31 protein-coding genes are annotated in these 21,426 nt (G+C 59.3%); 14 read left to right on the top strand and 17 right to left on the bottom strand.

The features are described from left to right. Window positions 1-319: 319 nt before the first annotated feature. Entirely contained in the window at window positions 320-499 is a 180-nt protein-coding gene (locus B0G75_RS14470; protein WP_374956895.1) for a beta-lactoglobulin I, read from the top strand. A 63-nt stretch (window positions 500-562) separates the two neighbouring features. Next, on the top strand, window positions 563-751 hold the full coding sequence (locus B0G75_RS14465) for a hypothetical protein (RefSeq protein ID WP_106306369.1): 189 nt from the start codon (window positions 563-565) through the stop codon (window positions 749-751). 526 nt (window positions 752-1,277) lie between these two features. Here the strand turns inward: B0G75_RS14465 and B0G75_RS14460 are convergent. The 7 genes from B0G75_RS14460 to B0G75_RS14430 are packed head-to-tail and all read right to left on the bottom strand — an operon-like array spanning window position 1,278 to window position 5,821. After that, the gene (locus B0G75_RS14460) at window positions 1,278-1,568 is read right to left on the bottom strand and encodes a helix-turn-helix domain-containing protein (protein WP_146142515.1); all 291 of its coding nucleotides are present in this window, start codon (window positions 1,566-1,568) and stop codon (window positions 1,278-1,280) included. A gap of 58 nt (window positions 1,569-1,626) precedes the next feature. Continuing rightward, window positions 1,627-1,974, bottom strand: coding sequence for a winged helix-turn-helix domain-containing protein (locus tag B0G75_RS14455; protein ID WP_106306363.1), 348 nt, complete (start codon window positions 1,972-1,974; stop codon window positions 1,627-1,629). Between the two features lie 2 nt (window positions 1,975-1,976). Further along, window positions 1,977-2,600, bottom strand: a complete 624-nt coding sequence (locus B0G75_RS14450) for a hypothetical protein (RefSeq protein WP_106306361.1) — start codon at window positions 2,598-2,600, stop codon at window positions 1,977-1,979. Beyond that, window positions 2,581-4,380 (bottom strand): toprim domain-containing protein, encoded by a 1,800-nt coding sequence (locus B0G75_RS14445; RefSeq protein ID WP_106306358.1) that lies wholly within the window; start codon window positions 4,378-4,380, stop codon window positions 2,581-2,583. Before B0G75_RS14445 ends, B0G75_RS14450 begins: the two co-directional genes overlap by 20 nt. Then, the gene (locus B0G75_RS14440; protein WP_219908283.1) at window positions 4,377-5,234 is read right to left on the bottom strand and encodes a helix-turn-helix domain-containing protein; all 858 of its coding nucleotides are present in this window, start codon (window positions 5,232-5,234) and stop codon (window positions 4,377-4,379) included. The genes B0G75_RS14445 and B0G75_RS14440 overlap by 4 nt, the downstream gene beginning before the upstream one ends. Window positions 5,235-5,257: 23 nt before the next feature. Next, entirely contained in the window at window positions 5,258-5,551 is a 294-nt protein-coding gene (locus B0G75_RS14435) for a hypothetical protein (RefSeq protein ID WP_106306353.1), read from the bottom strand. A 9-nt stretch (window positions 5,552-5,560) separates the two neighbouring features. Further along, window positions 5,561-5,821: an AlpA family transcriptional regulator gene (locus B0G75_RS14430; RefSeq protein ID WP_106306350.1), complete on the bottom strand. Its 261-nt coding sequence runs from the start codon at window positions 5,819-5,821 to the stop codon at window positions 5,561-5,563. Between the two features lie 202 nt (window positions 5,822-6,023). Between B0G75_RS14430 and B0G75_RS14425 the strand changes: the two genes are divergently transcribed. Then, on the top strand, window positions 6,024-6,413 hold the full coding sequence (locus B0G75_RS14425; protein ID WP_106306347.1) for an Arc family DNA-binding protein: 390 nt from the start codon (window positions 6,024-6,026) through the stop codon (window positions 6,411-6,413). Between the two features lie 84 nt (window positions 6,414-6,497). Here the strand turns inward: B0G75_RS14425 and B0G75_RS40205 are convergent, their stop codons facing one another. The 3 genes from B0G75_RS40205 to B0G75_RS14415 are packed head-to-tail and all read right to left on the bottom strand — an operon-like array spanning window position 6,498 to window position 7,777. Beyond that, entirely contained in the window at window positions 6,498-6,734 is a 237-nt protein-coding gene (locus tag B0G75_RS40205) for a hypothetical protein (RefSeq protein WP_146142514.1), read from the bottom strand. Further along, window positions 6,727-7,281: a hypothetical protein gene (locus B0G75_RS14420; protein ID WP_106306344.1), complete on the bottom strand. Its 555-nt coding sequence runs from the start codon at window positions 7,279-7,281 to the stop codon at window positions 6,727-6,729. The genes B0G75_RS40205 and B0G75_RS14420 overlap by 8 nt, the downstream gene beginning before the upstream one ends. Continuing rightward, window positions 7,274-7,777 (bottom strand): hypothetical protein, encoded by a 504-nt coding sequence (locus B0G75_RS14415; RefSeq protein WP_106306341.1) that lies wholly within the window; start codon window positions 7,775-7,777, stop codon window positions 7,274-7,276. Before B0G75_RS14415 ends, B0G75_RS14420 begins: the two co-directional genes overlap by 8 nt. A 683-nt stretch (window positions 7,778-8,460) precedes the next feature. Here B0G75_RS14415 and B0G75_RS14410 point away from each other — a divergent pair. The 6 genes from B0G75_RS14410 to B0G75_RS14385 all read left to right on the top strand — a co-directional run bounded on the left by B0G75_RS14410 (window position 8,461) and on the right by B0G75_RS14385 (window position 12,552). Then, on the top strand, window positions 8,461-9,045 hold the full coding sequence (locus B0G75_RS14410) for a winged helix-turn-helix domain-containing protein (protein WP_106306338.1): 585 nt from the start codon (window positions 8,461-8,463) through the stop codon (window positions 9,043-9,045). Window positions 9,046-9,189: 144 nt separating this feature from the next. Then, complete coding sequence (locus B0G75_RS14405; RefSeq protein ID WP_146142513.1) at window positions 9,190-9,438, top strand: hypothetical protein; 249 nt, start codon at window positions 9,190-9,192, stop codon at window positions 9,436-9,438. Between the two features lie 98 nt (window positions 9,439-9,536). Then, window positions 9,537-9,764: a hypothetical protein gene (locus B0G75_RS14400; RefSeq protein WP_106306332.1), complete on the top strand. Its 228-nt coding sequence runs from the start codon at window positions 9,537-9,539 to the stop codon at window positions 9,762-9,764. An 87-nt stretch (window positions 9,765-9,851) separates the two neighbouring features. Next, window positions 9,852-10,466 (top strand): hypothetical protein, encoded by a 615-nt coding sequence (locus tag B0G75_RS14395; protein WP_146142512.1) that lies wholly within the window; start codon window positions 9,852-9,854, stop codon window positions 10,464-10,466. A gap of 435 nt (window positions 10,467-10,901) precedes the next feature. After that, window positions 10,902-12,053: an ImmA/IrrE family metallo-endopeptidase gene (locus B0G75_RS14390; protein WP_106306326.1), complete on the top strand. Its 1,152-nt coding sequence runs from the start codon at window positions 10,902-10,904 to the stop codon at window positions 12,051-12,053. Further along, window positions 12,037-12,552, top strand: coding sequence for a DUF4411 family protein (locus tag B0G75_RS14385; RefSeq protein ID WP_181309266.1), 516 nt, complete (start codon window positions 12,037-12,039; stop codon window positions 12,550-12,552). Before B0G75_RS14390 ends, B0G75_RS14385 begins: the two co-directional genes overlap by 17 nt. A 361-nt stretch (window positions 12,553-12,913) precedes the next feature. Here the strand turns inward: B0G75_RS14385 and B0G75_RS14380 are convergent, their stop codons facing one another. The 4 genes from B0G75_RS14380 to B0G75_RS14365 all read right to left on the bottom strand — a co-directional run bounded on the left by B0G75_RS14380 (window position 12,914) and on the right by B0G75_RS14365 (window position 16,119). Beyond that, a complete protein-coding gene (locus B0G75_RS14380; RefSeq protein WP_106306321.1) occupies window positions 12,914-13,660 on the bottom strand; it encodes a YoaK family protein in 747 nt (248 codons plus the stop codon). 375 nt (window positions 13,661-14,035) lie between these two features. Then, window positions 14,036-14,350, bottom strand: a complete 315-nt coding sequence (locus B0G75_RS14375; protein ID WP_181309265.1) for a hypothetical protein — start codon at window positions 14,348-14,350, stop codon at window positions 14,036-14,038. 319 nt (window positions 14,351-14,669) lie between these two features. Further along, complete coding sequence (locus tag B0G75_RS14370; protein ID WP_106306318.1) at window positions 14,670-14,888, bottom strand: hypothetical protein; 219 nt, start codon at window positions 14,886-14,888, stop codon at window positions 14,670-14,672. Window positions 14,889-15,045: 157 nt separating this feature from the next. Then, complete coding sequence (locus B0G75_RS14365; protein WP_106306315.1) at window positions 15,046-16,119, bottom strand: methyltransferase domain-containing protein; 1,074 nt, start codon at window positions 16,117-16,119, stop codon at window positions 15,046-15,048. Here B0G75_RS14365 and B0G75_RS14360 point away from each other — a divergent pair. Then, complete coding sequence (locus B0G75_RS14360; RefSeq protein ID WP_106306312.1) at window positions 16,118-16,348, top strand: hypothetical protein; 231 nt, start codon at window positions 16,118-16,120, stop codon at window positions 16,346-16,348. The genes B0G75_RS14365 and B0G75_RS14360 overlap by 2 nt on opposite strands. A 204-nt stretch (window positions 16,349-16,552) precedes the next feature. On the opposite strand, the gene B0G75_RS14355 is transcribed toward B0G75_RS14360, so the two are convergent. The 3 genes from B0G75_RS14355 to B0G75_RS14345 all read right to left on the bottom strand — a co-directional run bounded on the left by B0G75_RS14355 (window position 16,553) and on the right by B0G75_RS14345 (window position 18,093). Then, complete coding sequence (locus B0G75_RS14355; RefSeq protein ID WP_106306307.1) at window positions 16,553-17,260, bottom strand: glutathione S-transferase N-terminal domain-containing protein; 708 nt, start codon at window positions 17,258-17,260, stop codon at window positions 16,553-16,555. 225 nt (window positions 17,261-17,485) lie between these two features. Further along, window positions 17,486-17,707: a hypothetical protein gene (locus B0G75_RS14350; protein WP_106306304.1), complete on the bottom strand. Its 222-nt coding sequence runs from the start codon at window positions 17,705-17,707 to the stop codon at window positions 17,486-17,488. 194 nt (window positions 17,708-17,901) lie between these two features. After that, window positions 17,902-18,093 (bottom strand): CsbD family protein, encoded by a 192-nt coding sequence (locus tag B0G75_RS14345; protein WP_012432185.1) that lies wholly within the window; start codon window positions 18,091-18,093, stop codon window positions 17,902-17,904. Window positions 18,094-18,268: 175 nt separating this feature from the next. Here B0G75_RS14345 and B0G75_RS14340 point away from each other — a divergent pair, with 175 nt between their 5' ends. The 4 genes from B0G75_RS14340 to B0G75_RS14330 all read left to right on the top strand — a co-directional run bounded on the left by B0G75_RS14340 (window position 18,269) and on the right by B0G75_RS14330 (window position 21,329). Continuing rightward, window positions 18,269-18,595 carry a hypothetical protein gene (locus tag B0G75_RS14340; RefSeq protein WP_106306301.1) on the top strand — a complete coding sequence of 109 codons (327 nt, stop codon included), beginning with the start codon at window positions 18,269-18,271 and terminating at the stop codon, window positions 18,593-18,595. Window positions 18,596-18,878: 283 nt separating this feature from the next. Beyond that, window positions 18,879-20,159, top strand: a complete 1,281-nt coding sequence (dcm, locus tag B0G75_RS40655; RefSeq protein ID WP_181309264.1) for a DNA (cytosine-5-)-methyltransferase — start codon at window positions 18,879-18,881, stop codon at window positions 20,157-20,159. A 57-nt stretch (window positions 20,160-20,216) separates the two neighbouring features. Further along, on the top strand, window positions 20,217-20,663 hold the full coding sequence (locus tag B0G75_RS40650; RefSeq protein ID WP_134456780.1) for a very short patch repair endonuclease: 447 nt from the start codon (window positions 20,217-20,219) through the stop codon (window positions 20,661-20,663). A 162-nt stretch (window positions 20,664-20,825) separates the two neighbouring features. Continuing rightward, window positions 20,826-21,329 carry a YbhB/YbcL family Raf kinase inhibitor-like protein gene (locus B0G75_RS14330; protein ID WP_106306299.1) on the top strand — a complete coding sequence of 168 codons (504 nt, stop codon included), beginning with the start codon at window positions 20,826-20,828 and terminating at the stop codon, window positions 21,327-21,329. Window positions 21,330-21,426: the final 97 nt, after the last annotated feature.

Genomic DNA, 21,426 nt, shown 5'->3' with positions numbered 1-21,426 from the left:
TTCTTATCCAACGCCGCTTTACCGAGGGTAAACCCGCACGAAATGGGCTCTTACACGACATTATCTTTATAATGTCGTGCAGCCTTGGCGGGCCGAACTACTACGGTGTGGCGCGTCGTGGATGGCGGCCGAACGCGTGTTTTCCGGGCTGGCATGACACCCGAACCGGCCACCTTCACCCTCTTCCGATCCCTCCTGTCGGAGCCTTTCCTCGCGCGTGTGCGTGCGCGTGAGGCGAGACGGCTCGACGGGATTATTTCCTGCGGTGGGGTCTCCGTTGCGTAGCAGTACGATGGCGCCGTTCACACAGGAGCCTGCGATGATGACCTACGCGATCTTCACGCCGAGCGGCGAGCCGTTGGCCTACTACTCGTCAGATGTGCCGCCGACGCTGGAGCAGATGGCCGATCATTGTGCGGAGGTGAACGGGTTCGCCGATCGTGACGAGTGGATGGCGGTGGCCGGGGTTCAGGCGATTGCATTTGCACCGGTGCATTGAAGTCGGTTATGCCCTGTAGAATTCCATCGCCGGGAGGGCCGGCATTCACAATTGGGAAACTACATGGCAACCTACAATCGAACTGAGGCTACGGAACGCGCTATTGAAATCGCGAGGCTGGCGGTTCAGGCTGGCGTGCTTCACCCCGTCGCTGTAGACAACAGGAGCAACCCGGAGGAATCCGGCAAAAACGCGGCGGCTTGGCTCGGCGGATTCGTCGCTGAACTGGCCGGACGCATCGAGAAGCTCTGACAGTGGCACCCGCCCGAATTCGGCTGGGCGGGCAATAACACGCTTAACCTTCTGCACAGGGCGTGACTTCCCACCCGCTAAAAAAGTGGTTTGTTAAGCCGCGGGCGGTATATCCGGATTCGTCGACCTGCTGCGCCCTTGTGCGTTCAGCCATTCCGGTCGGTCGTGGCGGGGCGACTCCACCATTCATCCACGTTTATTGAGCCGGCGCGACACCGGTGAATCTCAGGGCTGGGCTAATGGCCCCCGCTCGGCCTTCCTTCTACCCCGCTTGACCTATTCGCGGCATCTTTCTGCGGATGGCGCCTGAGCGCTTCGACGAGCCTCGCATCTGCACGTTCGACGCATGCGACACACCACAACGGACCACGATGGCGAACCATCTCGATCGTTGTCAGTTGCCACTCGGCACCGCACGACGGACAGATAACGGATTCTGGCTTCATCGAAAAAGAAGCCCCGACCTGCGGGGCTAAACTCTCATCGAGCGTTGGAGACGAAGACACTCTACGAATATTTCCTGCTCTCAGGCAGCGACGTTGGTGCGTCTGATGATGCTGTTCATGACGTCGCACAGCTCTTGCGCCGTGGGCGCGGCCGGCCGTGATGTGCCCGTCTGCGGCAGCACCTTCGACGTTCGCACGTACGTCCATGGACGCGGACCGATCGACGTCCGGTGCCGGTTCATCGCGCGCGCGCCGCGGACAACGTAGCCTTCAGCTATAAGCAACTTCAGGCATTTGCACGCGCAACCACCGGTGAAATCGCCGGCCGCGCAGATCTGCATCTGGGTGAGAGGGCCCGCGGCGTCGAGCAACGCGCATATTGCGCGGGTGCTCGAATCCTTCCTGTAGAGTTCGCGGATGGTTGGCATATCAGGACCCCACCCAGCTCGAAACGACGCGCTCCAGATCGCCGACCGAAGGAATGCCGAACGGTTTGTCAGTCGCTTCCTTTTCGCGCCGCCGCGCGCGCGTGACGACGGCTGACTGCGGAGTACTCGCCACAGGAGCCGGCATCGGCTTCGATGTCATGCGGTACTGGCGCGGGTAGCCGGCGCCGCAAACGAATCCTTCCTTCATCAGCGCCTGAACCTGCCGTGCGATCGCGCGAGGATGAACGCCGCGCGCCGCCGCGATCGCCGCGATGGTCATTCCGGGCGTGGCGCCGAGCAGCGCGCAGATTGCGCGTTGCGCCGAGCCTTCGCGTTCGATCTGCTTCATGGTCAGACCCGCGTGCCCGAAGCAATTAGCGCATGACGAAGATCCTGGATCGTCCCGGCAAGCGTCTCTGTGAGGTGTCGCGCGCGGTATTCGTCGCTGACCTCTCCTTCACGCTCCACCACGTCCGACGGTGTATCCATCACGCGCAGGCACCGTTCAAACGGCACGCGGAACGCCCGCCAGCCGATCTGCTTCAGCCAGTGATCGGCGCGCAGCTCATCGGCCGGAACGCCGTCGTATTCGATGCCGACCTGAAGCGCAACCTTCGCCTCCGGATTGCCGAAGCTGACGATGAACCCACCGACCGGCAACCGAGGCCAGAGCGGCAGTCCACAGGAACGAATGTCCTGCCACGCGCCAAATTCCGGCGTCGTGAGCACCGTCAGCCAGTCGGCGATCTCATACGGACAGGACCTGTTCCAGTCATCAAGGCCGAGTTCGACCCGCTTGTCGAGCATCGCGTAGTTGCGGCGAATAGCTTCCTGCCGATCCGGCATCGACATCGCGCCGGAGACACGCTCGAACGGATACGAACCGATCAGCTCGAATCGCCGCGTCAGAGATTCCCTCAGGTCTGCAACCGTGACGTACCCGTTCGAGATGGAATCAGTTTTCGACTTGTTCATACTGGTCTCCAGTTGCTTCGGAAAAGGCCACGTACACGTACGGCCGGCGGTAATGACTCGTGCTGTATTGCTGTGCCTGGGCGTTGAAGAAAAGCGGGATAGAGCGATTCTGGACATCGCCGTTGCGCTGCTTGTGCAGCGTCAGAAAGCCGTCGGGCGTCTCGTCGTCGGACAGTGCTTCGTCCTTCTGCGCCGACCACACAGCGAATACGTTGTCGGCCGCGTCAGTGATCACACCGGCGCCAGATACGTCCTGCTTGCCGGGTGTCTTGCGTTCGTCAGCTCCCTTGCGGGGATGGGCAACCAGATGCACGTGAGTGCCGTTGGCGCGCGCCCAGTTGGCCAGCTTGCGCATCGCCTCTTTCTGCGCAGTCATCGCTCCCGGCCCGTCCGACTGAACGTCGGTCATCATCAGGCTGTCGATCACGCAGTGGCGAATCCCGTACCGCCTGAACGCGTAGCCGAAAACAGTCAGCAGGCGGTCGATCGACGCCGTACCGATGAGGTTGAACAGCCACATGCGATCGCGCAGCCAGTCGGACATGGCGTCGAGATATCTGGGCGACGGACGGTCGAGGCCGCCGAGTTGTTTTGACAGACGCTTGCCCTGACGCTCGGGCGACATTTCGCCAGAGAAAACGACCGCGCGCTCGCCCTGCCCCATCAGCCCGATCAGTACCTGGTTGAGCAGCAACGATTTGCCGTGGCCGTTGTACCCGGTCCAAACGGTCACCTCGCCGGCACGGAATTCGAACCACACCTGGGACTGACCGCAGAGCTGGAGGAACGGATCATTTGCATCGACGTCGGCCGGATAAAACAGCGCCTTCACTCCCGACCAGAAGTCGGAGATCGAACGCAGTTCGTCCGGATCGAAACCGCGCGCCGCCGCACAGCAGCGCTCGAAATCCGTCGTGGTTGAGCCGGCAAGCAGGTATTCGTTCGCATCCTTCGATTCGCCGAACGTCACCACCCGGCAACGCTCCAGCCCCAGGCGGTTGGCTACCTCGCGGACGCCCTTGCGACCAGCCTCGTCGTTGTCGTAGCAAAGCAGGATCTCGCTGAAGCGTTCGAGCCGCTCCCAGTCGTTGTCGATCCACTGGTGATTTCCGGCGCCCGCGTTCACGGACAGTGCGGGCACGCCCACCTGATGCAACGTCATCGCGTCGATTTCGCCTTCCGCGATCGCGATTACGCGGCACGTCGGCTCGATCAGATCCCAACCGAAAAGACATGGCTCGGCGCCCGCCTCCTGCCGCATGTCCTTCTTGTCCGCCAGATTGCGGTATTTCGCGTTGATCAGTTCGGCGCCGCGCAGGTACGGAAAGACCGCATAGATCGCGTCGCCGCGGGGCTGCTCGACGATCTTGAATGCATTCACGGTGTCCATCGTGAGGCCCCGCGCGCCGAACCACTCTTCGAGCACAGACGTCACGCGCCGTGCCTTCGGGCGCTCCGGCCGCTGATACGTCGGCGCCTGGCGCTTGGGCATCTCGTCGCGAATGCCGAGGAAGTGCTTCGCCTCTCGCATCGCGTCCGCCACCGACAGCGCGCGGCACGCGCACCACAGGTCAAGCAGATCACCCGCCTCGTCGCTTTGGAAGTCCTTCCACACGCCGCGTTTTGCACCCGACAGGCACACGGACAGACTCTGCCCTTTCTCGCCCGCAGTACTTCCCGCTTTCCATTCCTTTCCCGACTTGCGTCCGTTCGGCAGGAGATGCTCGACGACCTGCTGGGCGCTATCCGCCATCGCCGCGGCCAGTTCCCGTGCGTTCATGCCGTGGTCTCCGGCCAAGGTTCAACGTTCGCACCAGCAAGCCTGCGCGTCGGTCGACCATCACGCCAAAGCACGGAATTGCGCTCGGTGCAGCCGGCGTTCATCGCGTCCCACTCATTGCGAAATCCAGCGCGAGTCCACCAGTTGTCAGCCAGCTCGGCAGATTGGAACGGCCCTTCCTGCGGATCCACGCTCTTCACATGCGCTTCGAAGTGACGATCGGGACCGAAGAATGTCGACGCCTGACGGACGTAACGCGTACCGACATTGCCGGCCGTTTTCATCGCAACCGCGTAAGCCTTCGTGGCCGACACGAGCAGATCAGCATGGATGCCTTCACGGACACGCGCATTCCACGCCTTCAAAGCCGCCTGCTTCGAATTTCCGCCTTCACGCTTCGGATACAGCTTCCACGCTTCTTCGAATTTCGAATCGCTCAAGAGAGAAGGATTAGTTGACGGATTAAAGGACGGATTGGGTGCAACTGCTGCACCCCGTTCCTGCGTCATTTGCACCTCGTTCCTACAAGGATTGCACCCCGATCCGTCGAAATCTGCACCCCGTTCCTCACGACCTGCAACCACTGCACCCCGAGACATATTCAAGTCGTAGCAGATCGGACGTTGATCTGCGCGCTCCACATACGCGGCGACGATCGCCTGATTGCCTCTGACGATCACGCCTCCTTGCTCAAGCGAGGCCAGCTTCGACCGCACGGTACGCTCGGAAAGTCTCGTGTGTTCGACGAGAGTGTTGACCGACGGAAAGGCGTTCTTTCCGACGCGGTCTGCGTAATTGGCAAGGCAAAGCAACACATGCCTCGCCGACGAGTCCTCGACAATCTGCTGTTCCATCGACCACGCCATAGCCTGGATGCTCACGTCGGCCTCCGAGTCGATTCAAGGAGCGCCAGTTCCATAGAGAGACGCTGATCGGCACTGCGTGCGCGGATTTCGCGGGTCATCTCGCAGCAGCACACGCGCTGCCACAAGCCGGTAGCCGAGGGCGATTTCATCAACATGCCGAGAGCAGAGATTCGGGCCTCACGCTCAGCATCAGTTCGCGCCTGGCCGGTCACTTCGATGTGGTCTACCGCGTTAATCGACCAGACGTCGAGGCGCGGCTGCCTGAATGTGCGCGGCGCGCGCACGCGTACCTGTGAGGTCTGCATGGCGGACCCTCAGGCCACTTCGTTAACTTCAGGTTTGACGATGTAGCCGAGAGGGTTTTCCAGATACCTGTGAATTTCTTCGTTTTTGTAAACCGTGCATTTTTCCGAGAGACGAATTGGAGGCGGTGCCTTGCCAGCCAGGCACAACTTGCGCCAGGTCTCTCGCCCTACAGGCAAGAACGGTGCGATCTGCGACCACTTCGACAGACCGATCATTGGAAGAGACGCTCCGGCCTCGGCGTTGCCGGTCTTATTGCTGCCCGATCGCATATGTACCCCTCAGGATGACTAAACGGTTCACACTTTCCCGTGGTTGCCCGCGACTCGCAGACGCCCAAAGTTAAGATTTTTCTACCAAAATGGTAGGTTTGCCGCTATAGTGCCTTCATAACGAAGGCACAGTGGAAGTATAGATCGCCACCAAATTGAAGGCAACTTCATTTTGAAGGCAATTTGGCGGCACGGAGGGAAAATGGCGACTCAAGACGAGTACATCAAGACGGCGCTGCGCTTGCCGCGGCACCTACACGCAGACATATCCGTTAGCGCGGAGAACGCAGGACGCTCGATGAACGCTGAAATCATCGAACGGCTTTCGAAAAGCTCGGATATGAGCCACCTGCATCGGGTGATTGAACAACTGACGCAAACGATGGCGGCAGAAAGGCAAGGATTAAGAATTCAGCTCGGATGGGCACTGATGCTTTACGAGCAGACAATAAGGGCACTTGATGAGGCTGTGCTGTTGGCAGAACAAAACAATGCGCCGCCCGAAGAAATTCGACGCCTCCAAGGAGAAATTGAGCACGCCCAAAAGTATGTAAAGACGATGGAGCCAGCTGCGGATAGATTCTTGCGGTAATTCACTGCCGCGCCAGCAGGGTAAGGGAGCCCTGCTTTCGCCCCGTCGGGCTAGGCGCGGTTGCAAACGATTATGCCAACCTTCTCAACCGCTTTCGAGAACGTCGTTGATTTCGTGGAAAGTCCGCACGGCAAGTAGTAAATGACGGGCCATCCGTTTTGTAGCCTCGTCGATCCTTGCAAGCCGCTGTTCGGCCGTCTCAACGGCGTCGCATTGCGGCCGGAAGCTCAGCACGGTGGCGTCAGCTGCGCCTGGAACCGGGCGCGTTGTGCGACGCCCCGGCATCCGTCTGGTCGGCAGGACATGGACATTGTTAGTCATGGCCCACCTCGGATTGCGTACGGCGGTTGCGACGCTTGCGCGGCGGCGGCACAAGGCCCGGAATAAGCGCCTTGAATGCCTGGTATTTTTCGTCGCGCCTCGCAGACCAATACATCTCGTGCTGGCGATTTAACGCAGCGATGCCCTCCTGAGTTCGCTGGTACAGCAACCTTCCCAGCTTCATATACTGAAGCCGGATAGACTCGTCTGGCCAATTCAAACGCGGATTCGTCACGCGCAACCACCAGTTGTCACACTCGACAAATTCACGCTGCCGACCTTTCGCACCTTCCGGCCGCTCGCGCTTCAGACAGAAGTCGATTCCGTTCGCTTGCCAGCAAACGCTGGCGAAGCCGGTCGGCCATTCGGTTCCCGGGGGGATCACACCCTCTCCCTCCAGCTGAGCACGCGTGCCGACATATACGGCCATCGCGATGTCAGAAGGCCGCAGGAGGATAGTTAGCTCGCCAAGGCCGGGAGAACGGCAATCAACCGCAGATGAATTGTCGACGCCCGATGCGTCGGTGGTGGGCAATTTCTTAAGCATGACTGGCTCTCCATACGAGATCCATCAGATTCGTCGCGAGCTTGCCCTGCTCGGCGCTCAAGTCGGCTATCGTGCAGCGAATGGGCAAACTGTCCTGAGTGTCATCGTCCAACGCTGCTTCCATGAAGGCGAGCACGTTGCGAATTTTCCAGGCCAGCGCCGATTCCATGCTTAGGAATTCTCCGACTCGGTTCAACGTATGAGCGTCCGCGGCGAACCGCTTGACGCCGTCTGTCAGCCCTTTTAAGAAATCGCTCATCATCGAGTTGACGAGTTCACCAAATTCCTCTTCAGACTGCCCGCACGCGTTCGGAACGTTTGCGTTCATCCAGCCGGTCCACAGGTCCATCGCCACTGTGGAAACGGCGTCATTGTCGGCAAGAATCTGGCGGCCGGCAACGCGAGCGCGTTCGATTGCCTCTTCACGGGGAAGCGAGGATAGATTGATGGGTTGTTGTTTGCTTTGCTCAGAACGAGCCGGGGCTCTGGTAGACATGGATTGGACTCCTACTTTGAATAGAAGCCCGCATCTCATCGCCAAATGAGGTGGGCGGGCACATGACAAGGTTGGCGAACCGGTAAGTAGGAAACCGGCATGCGCTCGCGCGCATCCCCATCATGGCCCACCCATAAACTGGGTACGCGATGATACTACGGACGAAAAAATACCGCCTGGTGGCGGTTCGTCCGCCCACTTAACTCAGGTCGCCAAACCCGACCGCTGTTGTCTCAGCGATGACTGAAGCATAGTGAACGCCGCGCGAAACGTCAACTGCGATTTGACGATTTTGCAAGATATTAGGCGGACCTAATGAAAGTCATGCGGACACAAGCGGCGCTTGTATCCACAAGTGGCTAGTAGCATTGCTATTCATCCGCGCACAGGATTTTCCGGGCCATTAGGCACCTAATCGTCGAGCCAGACATTTAAGTCTCAAGGCGAGAGCTCGAGGTTTCGTGTCCACACAACTTTGGTTTAGTGGACTTACAACTCTTTGGTTTAGTCCGCTGAATATCGCCCGCTCAGCCCACCCGCCACTCGATTGGTGATGCAGCAAATTGATTCTCTCGATGACATGCATGTCTATCAACATTCGATTTCATCACGCTCCGCTCGCCAAAAAATATCCTAGTGCAGCCTCGGGGCTCCGAGGCGTTAACTCATATTGGAGATGGAACGTGGCAAATACGAAGAAGGCGGTACTGAGCAAGCGCTCGAGATTGATCGAACTCATAAAAGCCAAGCCGGGAATTACCTCGCGGGAGCTTGCGGAACAGGTAGGCTTTGACTCATCAAGCAAAGTTACGACGGCACTATGGCATCGCGTGCGTAGCGGGCACATCATCACGGAACGAGTTCCTCACAACGGTTTCAATGTCAACGCACATTACATGGCGGATCAAATACCTCCCGACGCGGTAGAGCGGATCAACCAGCGACTGGTGGACGCCGCCGATGTGATACCGGCAGCAAAGTCACCGGAAGCACGCAACAGCGTGTTCGATGTGCCGAGTATCAAGCGATCAGCGAAGCGGCCAAACAAGCAGCCGTCTCCCTCTCGTCTTCACCCGCCGATGACGCCCACATCGGTATCGTCACGTGCAACATCACGCGAATTCGCGTGTGCCATCACAAACGACGGTAGCCTAGTATTGATGCGAGCGGGCGAGATCCAGTTCTCGCTTACGGATGTCGAGGCAGCGACGCTGCAGAGTTATCTGGTGAAGCGGGCCGCAGCGAGTCTGTTCGCGAACATGGCTTGATGCGATTGCCGGCGACACGGCGCCGGCAGATGCATCAGGTCGACATGCAGACGCATGGTGTCCGCGGCTGGACGCCTCAGGAGGCGGAACTGACTTTTGCGTGCACGTCCGGGTAACATGACGCATACCGCCCATGGAGGCGAAATGCAGAACGGTCCGCTTTTCCACGTCTTGCTGGATCATCTAGAGGCGATCGACGCGCCGCCCATGGAGATCCAGCGGTTTGTCGACCGTTGGCACCGCCTGAAACCGCACGAGGCATTCCCCTGCCCTGTCTGCTTTCTCGCCGGCGAAGAACAGCCACTTGCCGCATTGCCGGCGCAGGGACGTGTCGAACCCGTGAAGTGCCCCACATGCAGAACGCAGTTCAATATACCCATCGACGAATTATGAAGGCGCCGACTCTTGGTGACGCCCGCGCCGAGTTGCTCTTCCAATCGGTCACGAGGCAGATCGTCGGGGGCACGCCTTAAACTCTTGCTGGAGGCGCCGTGAATGATACAAACGAGGGACAGGGGTCCGCTGCGGGTCGCTACCAAGCGGCGACCGCTATCGACGAGGGCTGCAGCGAAGCGATCCGCGTTTGCGCCGCCATGATTGATGCGGCCGACGCAATTGGTGCCCACTCCGAACTCTGCGAGATTAGGGAAGCCATCTTGCGCCTCCATGTTGTCGCCTCCGCAGTGCTTAGCGAGGCGAACCGGATGCGGCAGAACTGATTAGCATCATCACCATTCAGCACCTTTCAACGTCGGCAGATTCCCTATACTTAACGTATTCGGCCGCCATTGCGCGGCACCCCCAGGTTGCTGACCACCATGCGAAGCGCACACGGTAACTTTTTGATCGATGCGGTTCCATGCTTTTCAATAGGCAGATTTTTTGCGCAGGCGCGCGTGTTTCAATCGCGAGCGACCGCCGGGCAGGACATCGAAATCTGCGCCAGCTTCGACTTGCCCGACTTTGGTACCGAGGCGGAGGCGATTTCGTGCGGCAAAGCGTGGGCCGTCGCGTTGATTGATCGAGGCGTTCTGGATATCGTCATCGATAAACCAAATCTGGCTCAAGATGAGCGCGCCTTAAAATCGAATGACGACGCCCGCGCCGAGCTACTTTGCTACCTCGTCGTCGCGCAACTCGTCGCGATGGCCCGCACCGGCGAGTGGCTGCGCACCGATCACCTGGTTGAATCAGGACGCATCTGGTGCAAGGCAAATGGAGCGCACTTCGATTGGCAGGAGCGGATCGCGCTCGGGCAGATAGCGGCCGAGATGGCGCCGCAGGTGATGGAGACGTTCGGGCTTACGCGGGAGCGGTCGTTGGTGCCACTATTTCGCGACGGCTGGATGCTCGACTACGCGTCGCCAGTGGTTTGCGGCATCCACGAGGTTTGCAGGGTGCGATTGGAACGCTCGGCATAGCCTTGATGACGGCAATCTGATTCAAGGCGACCTAGGAAAATCCCTAGTTTTTTCGCCCATTGAGCGCTGGCACCATCACTCCGTCGCCAGTACTCTCAGCTCGGCGATGACACAAATCCCTTAAAGGGCCGCCGATGTGCGGCCTTTTTTTGCGGCCGGCGGCCCCCCGCGTATCGGCGCGGCTGCAGACGTGGGGACAGCTATGAGCGCCCTCTCAGACGAGGAACATGTGCGTGCCGAAGGCGGTACTCCTTGCCGAGCCAAGGTAGCTTGTCTATCTGGTACATTTGTAGTTATACCGGCGGCCGGAGCCGTTGCTATCATTTCGCCGCACAGAAATTTATACCCCGCGTCAAATTGCAGACAAGATCTTTTGAGCTTGATTAGCAAGAAGTCGTTCCAAAAAGCAGAAAATCCGGAAAATTTACTACTGCAATGAGTGATACGTTAAATCTTTCCCCCGAAGTCCTCCACTGGGCCGCCAACCAAGTCGGCGACTCGCTGGAAGACATCGCGCGAACGATTTCGAAACGATCCGCAGATAAGATCATTGCGGGCCACCTGACGCCGTCTCAGGCCGTGAAGTTTGCTGCCGCCGCAAGGGTTCCGTTCGGTTACCTGTTTCTTCCAAGACCTCCCGCACCACGCGTTCGTCCCGAGCTAGTCGATTTTCGAACGATCCATGCGGCGGCAACACCGCTGTCGCGGGATTTCTTCGAAGTGTATGACGATGTTAAGTTTAAACTCGCCTGGTACAAGGATTTCCTCGAGCGAGAAGGCGCAGAGCCGTTGGCGTTTGTCGGGCAGGGGCGTCGACAGTCTCTGGGTTCGGTGCAACTCGCCGCGAACATCCGCCAAGGGTTACAACTCGACAGCGGCGCGATGGCCAAAGCAAGTACACCGGAAGACCTTTTCGGTTACTTGGCTGGACGGGTGGAAGCTACCGGCATTCTTGTCTTTAAAAACGGGATCGTTGGCAACAATACTTCGAGGCCATTGTCGGTCGCAGAATTCCGCGGATTCGCCATTAGCGATCCGGTTGCACCGGCGGTATTCATTAATGGCAGGGATGCGCCTGCTGCATGGATGTTCACGCTCATGCATGAGGTCGCGCATATATGGCAAGGCGATAGCGGTGTATCGGACGCAGCAACGACCTCGGTTAATAATGACGAGCGATTCTGCAATGCCGTCGCGGCGGAGGTGCTTGTGCCATCCGTGGAATTCACCGCATTGTGGGAGAAGACCAATGGTAATCTGACTGAGCGTCTCAATGCGATGAGACGCCATTTTAAGGTCAGTCTGCTCGTGCTCGCGCGGCGTGCACTTGAATTTCGGTTCATCGACGAATCGCTTTACCGGGACGTCTATCTGACTTCTCAAAAATCCGCCTCTAAAGCGGAAGATAGTGGGGGTGGGAATTTTTATGCAACGCTTGCGGTTCGGAACAGTAAAAAGCTGGCAAAGCGCGTTGCGTCGCTTGCAACTTCGGGGAATATCAGCCTGCGAGAAGCCGGCCAGTTATTGAACACAAATCCCAATAATGTTGTGACCTTCTATGAGAAGCAGCGTGCGCTACCTGCTTGACTCCGACGTCCTAATTACCGCGAAAAACCTTCATTACAATCCGAAATTCTGCACGAACTTCTGGATGTGGATAGCTCACGCGTTCCAGCAAGGCATTGTCTACAGCATTGACAAAGTGCGCGACGAACTGTTGAACGGAAAGGAGGACGATCCGCTTCGTACATGGGCTTCCCAGCCCGCGTTAAACGGATTCTTTTTGGATAGCCTCGCCAGTACGCCGAAGTGGCAACAATTGGCTGGGTGGGCGGTGGAAAGGCAACCTCCATTCCAAGCCGCCGCATTGGACAAGTTCCTCGACGTCAAATCCGCAGACGCGTGGCTAATTGCGTTCGCGGCCAATAACCCCGGGTTTGTGATTATCACGAACGAACAATCCGCACCCGAAAGTCGAAGATCGATCAAGCTGCCGGACGCGGCCGCCGCGGTCGGCGCAGCAACCATGTCTTTGTTTGATGTGCTGTCCAACCATGCCATCGGCGATTTTGCGTTTAAGGTGTAGAGCATAGGAACCGCACCCGTATTTCCTTTGGAGACGGCTTTTAGGGGTACTGGTGGGGGTATAAAAATCAGGAAATCGGCCGGAGATCCCTTCCAGCCTTGACGTATGATTTCTGTCAGGGACCAGGAACTCGGCGGCAACTCGGCCGAAACCCTTTCCCAGCAAGGTCTTCAAGGTCCAATTAGTGTCCGTGGTGCACCCAGAACTGTACCAACGGGTGTACCGGCGATGCCCGCCTGCTTTCTCGCCGGCGAAGAGCAGCCCCTTGCAGCATTGCCGGCGCAGAAACGCCTCAAACCCGTGAAGTGCCCTGCATGCAGAACGCAGTTAAATATTCCATCGACGAATCATGAAGTGCGCACTAGCAGCGCGCACCACGCACATCATCGACCAAAGGCACAACGGCTAGCGTGAGCAGAACGATAGCGAGCGGCACGCTCGATATAAATCCGAGATATTTAAAACCGATGGCCCCCGCCAGACCGCCGGCAATAAACGAAAGAAGCAGCGAGCCGAGCAGCGCGAGCTTCTGCATATCCGCCCTGACGGCCCCTTCCCCTGCAATCGACCGCGAATTCCAGTAGAGCATCTTGCCCAGTTCGATGCCGACATCCGTCACCAGGCCGGTGACGTGGGTCGTACGAATCTCCGATCGCGAAATCTTCGTGATCATCGCATTCTGTAGACCCATAACAAAACACAGGACGCAGACGGTGGCAGGCACGAAAAGAACCCGATGGTGTTCAAGGTTCGAGCCGAGCAGCCCGAAGCACAGCAGCAGAATTGCTTCAATCGCGAGCGGGGTCGCGTAGATGCTGTGCAGATTCCGCCGACGACCCCAATTGATCAGGATCGCAGATGCGGCCGCGCCAACAAGAAACGAAAAAAGCGAACTGAGCCCCGAAACGAAAAGGCCTGCCTCGCCAAGCACGGCATTATCAGCAAGCGACGAGACGATCCCGGACATGTGCGAGGTGTACTGGCCGACGGCCAGAAATCCGCCCGCATTGGCCGCCCCGGCGACAAACGCCAGTGAACGCCCCAAACGACGGTTCGTCACGTCGGTACGTTCCGGTGCCGTAAAGCCACGAAGATAATTGATGGGCATTCTGAGCGCTCAATTGTGCCGCTTGTGCGTACCGTCCGTCGGACGGCCTGACGCCGAAGATCGTAGCATGCGCGAGAATGACATCCGGCATGGCATTCTGCTGCCGGCCCGGCCACCCGCTTCTACAACGAAGCGATGGCTCTTGAAATGTCCGTACGCACGACGCGTCCGCGTACAGGGTAAACGGGGGACCAGCCAAGCTATCAGCAGTTGCCAGGTTTGCCCACAGAAGCCCCGTGCGCCTTCCGCTGCGGGGCTTTTTGCTGGCGTCATTCGCCCCGGGCTGCGGAGACAATCATCCGCTCGCGGCAGGACACAAAAAAACACCCGGGCAACACCCCAACGGGCGCGCCGGGCCAACCACAACCATCCCCTTCAAACGCGCGGCGCTTCCGTGCGAACGGTCCCAACCCCCATATCACGACCAGATGAAATAGCCGAATTCCCCGAGAGCATGCAGTCGATGAACGTCTGCGCTCGCTTCTCGGCATATCTAAACGCATCTTGCTCAGACAAAAATTCCAGTTGCTCTGGAAAACTTGCAACCTTTTGTACGGGCTGATTGGACGAACTGATAGTCCAGGACACCTTGTACCGGCGTCCGACATTGTGCAAACACAAAGTCTTCCCGGTCGTGACCTGAACGTCGATCCCGAACCCGCGATACGGTGCATAGGATTGGCAAGCCATGATCACTCTCCTGACGCGACGGTCCGCGTATGCATTCAAGATCGCGCAACCGCCATGCCCCAGGACGAAACGCCAGGGAAAACACCATTCCCGCTCAGAGACGCCGCGCGAAAAAGCTGAGCAAAAAAAAGCCGCGGCAATGCTGCGGCTCAAAACACACACACCGCGCTCGGGGCGCTGATGCGAATCGTTATCTTACAGACACCTGTCGTCAAATATAACCAGGGATTTCGTATGATGGCTGCGGTCGGCCGGCCGTGCGGCCGCACCATTTCGCTCCGCGCGGCGCGGGCACATCACTGACGGAAGCCGTGATCCGCTACTGCTCGATATACATGCGCCATTCCGGAAACTGCTCGAAAAAGCTTTGGCTCACGTAGATCTGGTACAAGACCGGCAAGCTACTGTCGGTGGCGGTCCCGGGCTCGCTCAGAACAGTCAGTCCGGGATCGACGCCGGAGACGCTCGCCCACGCAGTGAGATCGTCCGGCAGGTCGGCGGCTTCCTCGCGCGGTACACGCAATTTGATCGGTTTCATTGCATCTCCGACAAATGGTGAAGGGTGACTACGGAAATATCATACAAAGAAGCGGTGTGCTGATGCCAGCAATCTCCAGAGAAGACAATCTGCGTGGATCACGGAACGACAATGAGCCACAGAAAATTGACAACCAGGCCCGAGCCCACGCGCACATTCAATACGATACGTTGCGCCCTTTCGAGCCGAGCCCGCGAAGCCTGGTCACCGCGGCGCGCAACGGTGCCGTCATTCGCCAGGATGTCGACGACTCGAGCGCCCTGATCGTCGAAGTCCTCGATGCAATCTCCTCCTGCATCGCAACAACCTTTTCCTGCATGGCTGCAACCGTCTCCTGCATTGTCACAACCTGCTCCTGCGTCGTCGCAACCTTCTGCCGCGCTTCCTCAAGCGCCGCTTCGGCCTCAGCGAGACGCTCCGCTGTCTCGATCGCGCGCGCCTCCAGCTCGGCATCCACAGGTGCGCTGTAGAACTCCTCGGTCGTAAGTTCCACGCGAGGCGGTTCCTTGCGAAGCACAATGATCATCTCTCCGCCGGTTTCGCCGAGCGCCGGCACAAAATCGACGAGATTGAATTCGAGGAAACCCATCATCAGGATCGGCTTCAGGACTTTGGACACAATCGTGCCGCTCTCGAAAACGTGGCTGTGAATACCGACATGCGGAGGCGCCTCCAGCTTATGCCTGATACGGTTCATATCGAGCTTATCGGCCACATCCATTGGCTTGTTGACGAATGCTTCGTCGTAATAGATCTCGCATTCGATTTGATGTTCGCGCGGAATGTTCTCGACACCGGCGACATACTCGGCCACGAAATGACTTAGCGCCGTGTCCGGTCTGTATTTGTCGAAACTGAACTTCTTGTCGGGCAGTGCAAGAAACAGCACTCCGCCGGGCCGCATCATGTCGCATAGATCGGCTAGCCATTGAATCATGTTGGGCGCGTGCTCCATCACATGATTCGCGATAACGTAGTCGAACTTATCGCTGATGTACTCGCCGTACCGATTCGAATGAACCACGTAGTCGATTTCGGGTATGTCGACGATCATGTCCGGGTGTGTGCACTCCCGGACCAGTTGCTCCCTGTCTTTCCAGTCCAGATATCGCACGTCTGCTTCCGACTTGAAGACGGTCGGCTGATCATACGGTCCTATCTCGAGGCCGATTCCCGATAGATCGGTATGTTTCAGGAGATGCCCGCGGCGCAGCGTCGTAACCAGATTCATGAACTACCTCTCGGCGTTAGAACAGGCAACAGTGCAACTTAGCACGTCTTACACGGCCGCCGAAGCAGCCAACTCGTTGCTGACTCTATTTCTCGCGGAGGCGGCGATTCACGCCATCGTCACGTTTCGCCGCCACGCAAACGCACTTGCATCGGCCGGTTTTCGAAGGCAAATCAGGGACGGACTGCTGAGCCGTGAGGACCTTCGCAATAATGAGCGCCGCAGCTAACGGCGTAAGTGGGTAAGCCAACGCCTGCAACGAGAAGTCGAGCCTGTCTCGCTATCGCGCGGAACTCTTTGCTGCCTCGCGGAGCGATGAGCGTAAAAACAGAAGACAGAGAGGCAAACGCGAGATCCACGCAAAAGAACGCGCAGCGGGTCCAACTAAACGACGACCGGCCGACGAAACTCGCCGCCCGGCCGCATGCATCGATTACGACGGACGCTTAGGAATATCCAGTCCCTTCGCCACGGCCGGACGCGCGACGAACGCGGCCAACACGCGTGTCACGTTCGGGAAGTCCTGAATGCCGACGAGATCGCCTGCCTCATAGAAGCCGATCAGATTGCGCACCCAAGGGAACGTGGCGATATCGGCGATCGAGTACGCGTCGCCCAGAATCCAGTCACGTCCTTCGAGTTGCCGATCCAACACGCCGAGCAAGCGCTTCGCTTCGCCGATATAGCGATCGCGCGGACGCTTGTCTTCGTACTCCTTGCCGGCGAACCTGTGGAAGAAACCGACCTGGCCGAACATCGGCCCGATGCCGCCCATCTGGAACATGACCCATTGGATCGCTTCATAGCGGCCGGCGGCATCCTGCGGAATCAACTGGCCGCTCTTGTCCGCCAGATAAAGCAGGATCGCGCCGGATTCGAACAGCGGCAACGGCTTGCCGTCAGGCCCGTGCGGATCGATGATCGCCGGAATCTTGTTGTTCGGATTGAGCGACACGAACTCCGGCGACATCTGATCGTTGGTATCGAAGCGTACGAGATGCGGCTCGTACGGCAAGCCTGTTTCTTCGAGCATGATCGACACCTTCACGCCATTGGGCGTGGGCAGCGAGTAAAGCTGAATCCGGTCCGGATGCTCGGCAGGCCATTTCTTCGTGATCGGAAAAGCGGATAGTTCGGTCATGTGGCGGTGTAACCCTTGTGCGAATGTGGCGGCTTGAAAAGAGAATCGGGCCTCGGCCGCCGGCCGGACGACCGGCGGCGAAGCTCCAACTCAAGATCGCCAAATATAAACCGACTCGGCGCAACGCGTGCGGACGTGGCCCAACGCTCATATCGACACGCAAGGTTTTACAGCTGACCTGTAACCGGCGGCTCGCGAACGCCGGACGCGCGGGCTAACCGGCACTCACCACAAATCTTTGGTCGCCGTGCCGGCGCGCAAGTTATAACCTTCCCGCCACAAGGACGCGCCGACGCTCAGCAATAGCGTCTTCTGCTCGCCGTCGAGCAGGTCCCAAGCCGCCGCCAGCCAACTGGCGAAGCTAGCGCAGGTCTGCTCCAGGTCGACGGGCGTTTTGCCCTCGAGGTATTGCCGTTCGAACATCGAAAGAACTTTTTCGGGTGTCATGGGCGCCGTCTCCGTATTGGATGCGCCAAGTCTAAAGGCGGCGCACCGCATGCGGAATGCTCCCGACGCCAACCCCGGGTTACTCCCAGGCAAAATCCGCCACCGGTCGAAAAAGTCCGTTGTACGACGCCAAAGCGTCGGCAAAAGGAAAAGGCGCCGTAGCGCCTTCTCCGTCGGCCCTGTCGCAAGCCAGATTACGGCGCGTTGCGCTTGGCGTTGTCCTTGGCGTCTTCCTTAGCGTCGCCATAGGCCTTCTGCACCTTGCCCGCGCCTTGTTGCAGATCGCCCTTGATTTCCTTGCCCGGATTGTCCGTGGCCTTGCCAACCGCTTCGTTGACCTTGCCCTTGACTTGCTCGGCCACACCCTTCACCTGGTCCTTGTTCATGTTCGGCTCCACTATTTGGAATGCCGGCGCGACATTACGCCAGTATCCGTATTCAGCAACGGGTGTGCCCATGCCTGCGCGCAGCCGGTTTTCTCCAGCGCGCACCGCGAAAAAATATTTTCAAAGAGGCCTAAAGTTCCGCCACGGCCTGCCGTAAAGGTGCCAAGGAGAAGCCATGGACCGCAAACCCATCACGCTTTCGGGATCATCCCAAGCCGCATTGATCGATCGCGACATTGCGCACATTGCGCGTGTGATGCGGCCGTCTTTACACGGCGATCTGGGCGGCCCGATCCTGCCGGCCGGATATTGGCGCAAGCGTCTCTACCAGTTGCTCGACGCCGGCAACTTGTCCCACGCGCAACTGTGCACGGTCGACAGCCTCCTGCTTCAACTCGATCAATACGAAGCCGAACCTCAACTGGCGTGGGACGCATTGGCGCCAGCCACCGCCGCGCTGTTCCCACCGCCCTACCCGGCTAGCGCCAGCCACCCGGCCTGACATGCTGAGCGCCTGAACCCTGCTCTTTCCGGCCCGGCGGCAGTCCATTTGCGCAACGTAAAAAAAGGCCGCGAACCAGGTCGCGGCCCCAACACGTCGCAACGCAGGGAATCGCGTCACGCCGCAAGCGTACACGCGCAACTGTGACAGCCACATTTAGCCGCGGACTTGCTCCGAGCGGGCGTTCCAGACCTGGAAATTTTCTGCCCAAGCGACGCAAAAAATAGGGAAATGGGACGACCTTAGGTCATAATGTCCGCAAAAATTCCCAGCAAGGACGCCCGTGACCCTCGCCGCACCGCTCGCACTGCTCAAGCAAGCGCGCGCCCGCTTCACTCAACGCGAAATCGCCGCGCATGTCGGCAAGGACATCAAGACGGTACGTCGCTGGGAAAAAGGCGAGACGCAGTGCCCGGCGATGCTGGAACCGGCCTTGCGCGATCTGCTGCAAAACCGCGCGCGGACCCGCGGCAGCGTGGGCGGCGACGCCCAGTTCCGCTTCATCGATCTGTTCGCGGGAATCGGCGGGATTCGCATGGGCTTCGAGGCGCACGGCGGCGACTGCGTCTTTACGAGCGAGTGGAACGACTTTTCGACCAAGACCTATCGCGAGAATTACCCCGGCGGCGGTGAGCATGCGCTGATCGGTGACATCGTCTCGTTTGCGGCTGAAGACGTGCCGAGCCACGACGTTCTGCTCGGCGGCTTCCCGTGCCAGCCGTTTTCGATTGCCGGCGTGAGCAAGAAGAATGCGCTGGGCCGGCCGCACGGTTTCGAATGCACGACCCAGGGCACGCTCTTTTTCGACGTTGCGCGGATCATCGCCGCAAAACGCCCCGCCGCGTTCCTGCTGGAGAACGTGAAGAACCTGCTCTCGCACGACAAGGGCCGCACCTTCGACGTGATCCTGCAAACCTTGCGCGACGAACTCGGTTACGAAGTGCACTATCGCGTGGTCGATGGCCAGCATTTCACGCCGCAGCATCGGGAGCGGATCATCATCGTCGGCTTTCGCGGCAAGACTGCGTTCTCGTGGGACGACCTGCGCCTGCCGCAAGACGGCCCGCGTCTCGGCTCGATCCTGCATCGCACGGACGGCAGCGAGCCGGTGCTGCCGTGGGACCACGATCGTTTCTTCGATCACACGAGCCGACGCGTGCAACCCAAGTACACACTCACGCCGAATCTCTGGACTTACTTGCAGAACTACGCGGAGAAACATCGCGCGGCGGGCAACGGCTTCGGCTTCGGCATGGCTTATCCGACCAGCGTGACGCGCACGCTGTCGGCGCGTTATCACAAGGACGGCTCTGAGATTCTGGTCTATCAGGGCGAGTCACTACGTCCACGCCGCCTCACGCCGCGTGAATGCGCGCGGCTGATGGGCTTTCCCGATACCTTCCGAATCCCGGTGAGCGACACCCAGGCCTACCGGCAGTTCGGCAACAGCGTCGTGATGCCGGTGATGCGCGAAGTGGCGCGCATCATGCTGCCGCATGTGCAAGCCCTGCTCGCCGAGGAGACTCGCCATGGTTCGAAGCAAACGCCCTCGCTGTACGCGTGAGCGGTCAGTCGGCACGGATCGCCGGCGCGTTGGCCCGTTCTTCAAGCGCTAGAAGAGATGGTCGATATCGTCGATAGCGCAACCCGCAGCCGGATGATGTCCGGCATTCGCGGCCGCAACACCAAACCGGAAATTCTGATCCGCAGCCTGCTGCATCGGCAGGGCTTTCGCTTCCGTCTGGATGCGCGCGATCTGCCGGGACGCCCGGACATCGTCTTGCCGCGCTACCGCGCCGTGGTGTTGGTGCACGGCTGCTTCTGGCACGGCCACGACTGTCATCTCTTCAAATGGCCGCAAACGCGGCCGGAATTCTGGCGCGACAAGATCGGCCGCAATCGCAGCAACGACGACAAGGTTTGCGCGGCGCTGCTCGCCGGCGGCTGGCGCGTCGCGGTGGTATGGGAATGCGCTTTGCGTGGCGCCAATCGCGATATAGAAGGTGTCTTGCAGCGGCTCGTCGAGTGGTTGAAGAGCGACGCGCCGAGCTTCGAGGAACGCGGCTGAAAGCCGCTTGTAGTCCGCCCGGCTCTCACGAATTCGAAGGCCGCTGGTGATACACTCGATTGGCTAACTCGGGGTACTTCCGCACGGCGCCCTGCCCTGCAAACCGGTTGCAAAACCGCACGCCCCGACCATCCCAGAACCACTCAAGAAGGGAGGCACATCATGGCCGATTTCCGTCTCTGGTCCGACGAATTTCCCACCAACGGCTTCATGCCGAAAGCCCACGAATATCACGACAAGGCCTTCGGTGTAGACGGCGAGAACATCTCTCCCGCGTTGCAGTGGGAGGCGCCGCCACCCGACACGCAAAGCTTCGCGCTCACCGTTCATGATCCCGACGCGCCTACCGGCAGCGGTTTCTGGCACTGGGTCGTGGTGAATATTCCGGGTGACGCCCGCTCGCTGCCGCGCAACGCCGGCAAGGCGGACGGCTCGCTGCTGCCGCAAGGCGCGCTGCAAGTGCGCAACGACTACGGCACGATCGGCTTCGGCGGCGCCGCGCCGCCGCGCGGCGACAAGGCGCATCGCTACATCTTCCGTCTGCATGCGCTGCGGGTGCCGAATCTGCCGATCAACGCGGACACCACCAACGCGGTGGCGCGCTTCATGACCCATCTGAACGAACTCGACTCGACCACTCACACCGGCCTGTACGAACTCAAATAACGCGGAAGACGCGCTGGCCGGCGCGCCCAGGCGGCGCCGGCCGGCTCCTCGACGACGGCACGCGGCGCGCGCGACCGGCGAACCGCCCCACTAAAAC

Origin of the sequence: Paraburkholderia sp. BL18I3N2 (assembly GCF_003001875.1) — a bacterium.
Lineage (GTDB): Bacteria > Pseudomonadota > Gammaproteobacteria > Burkholderiales > Burkholderiaceae > Paraburkholderia > Paraburkholderia phytofirmans.
This window is presented reverse-complemented; position numbering and strand designations above follow the sequence as displayed.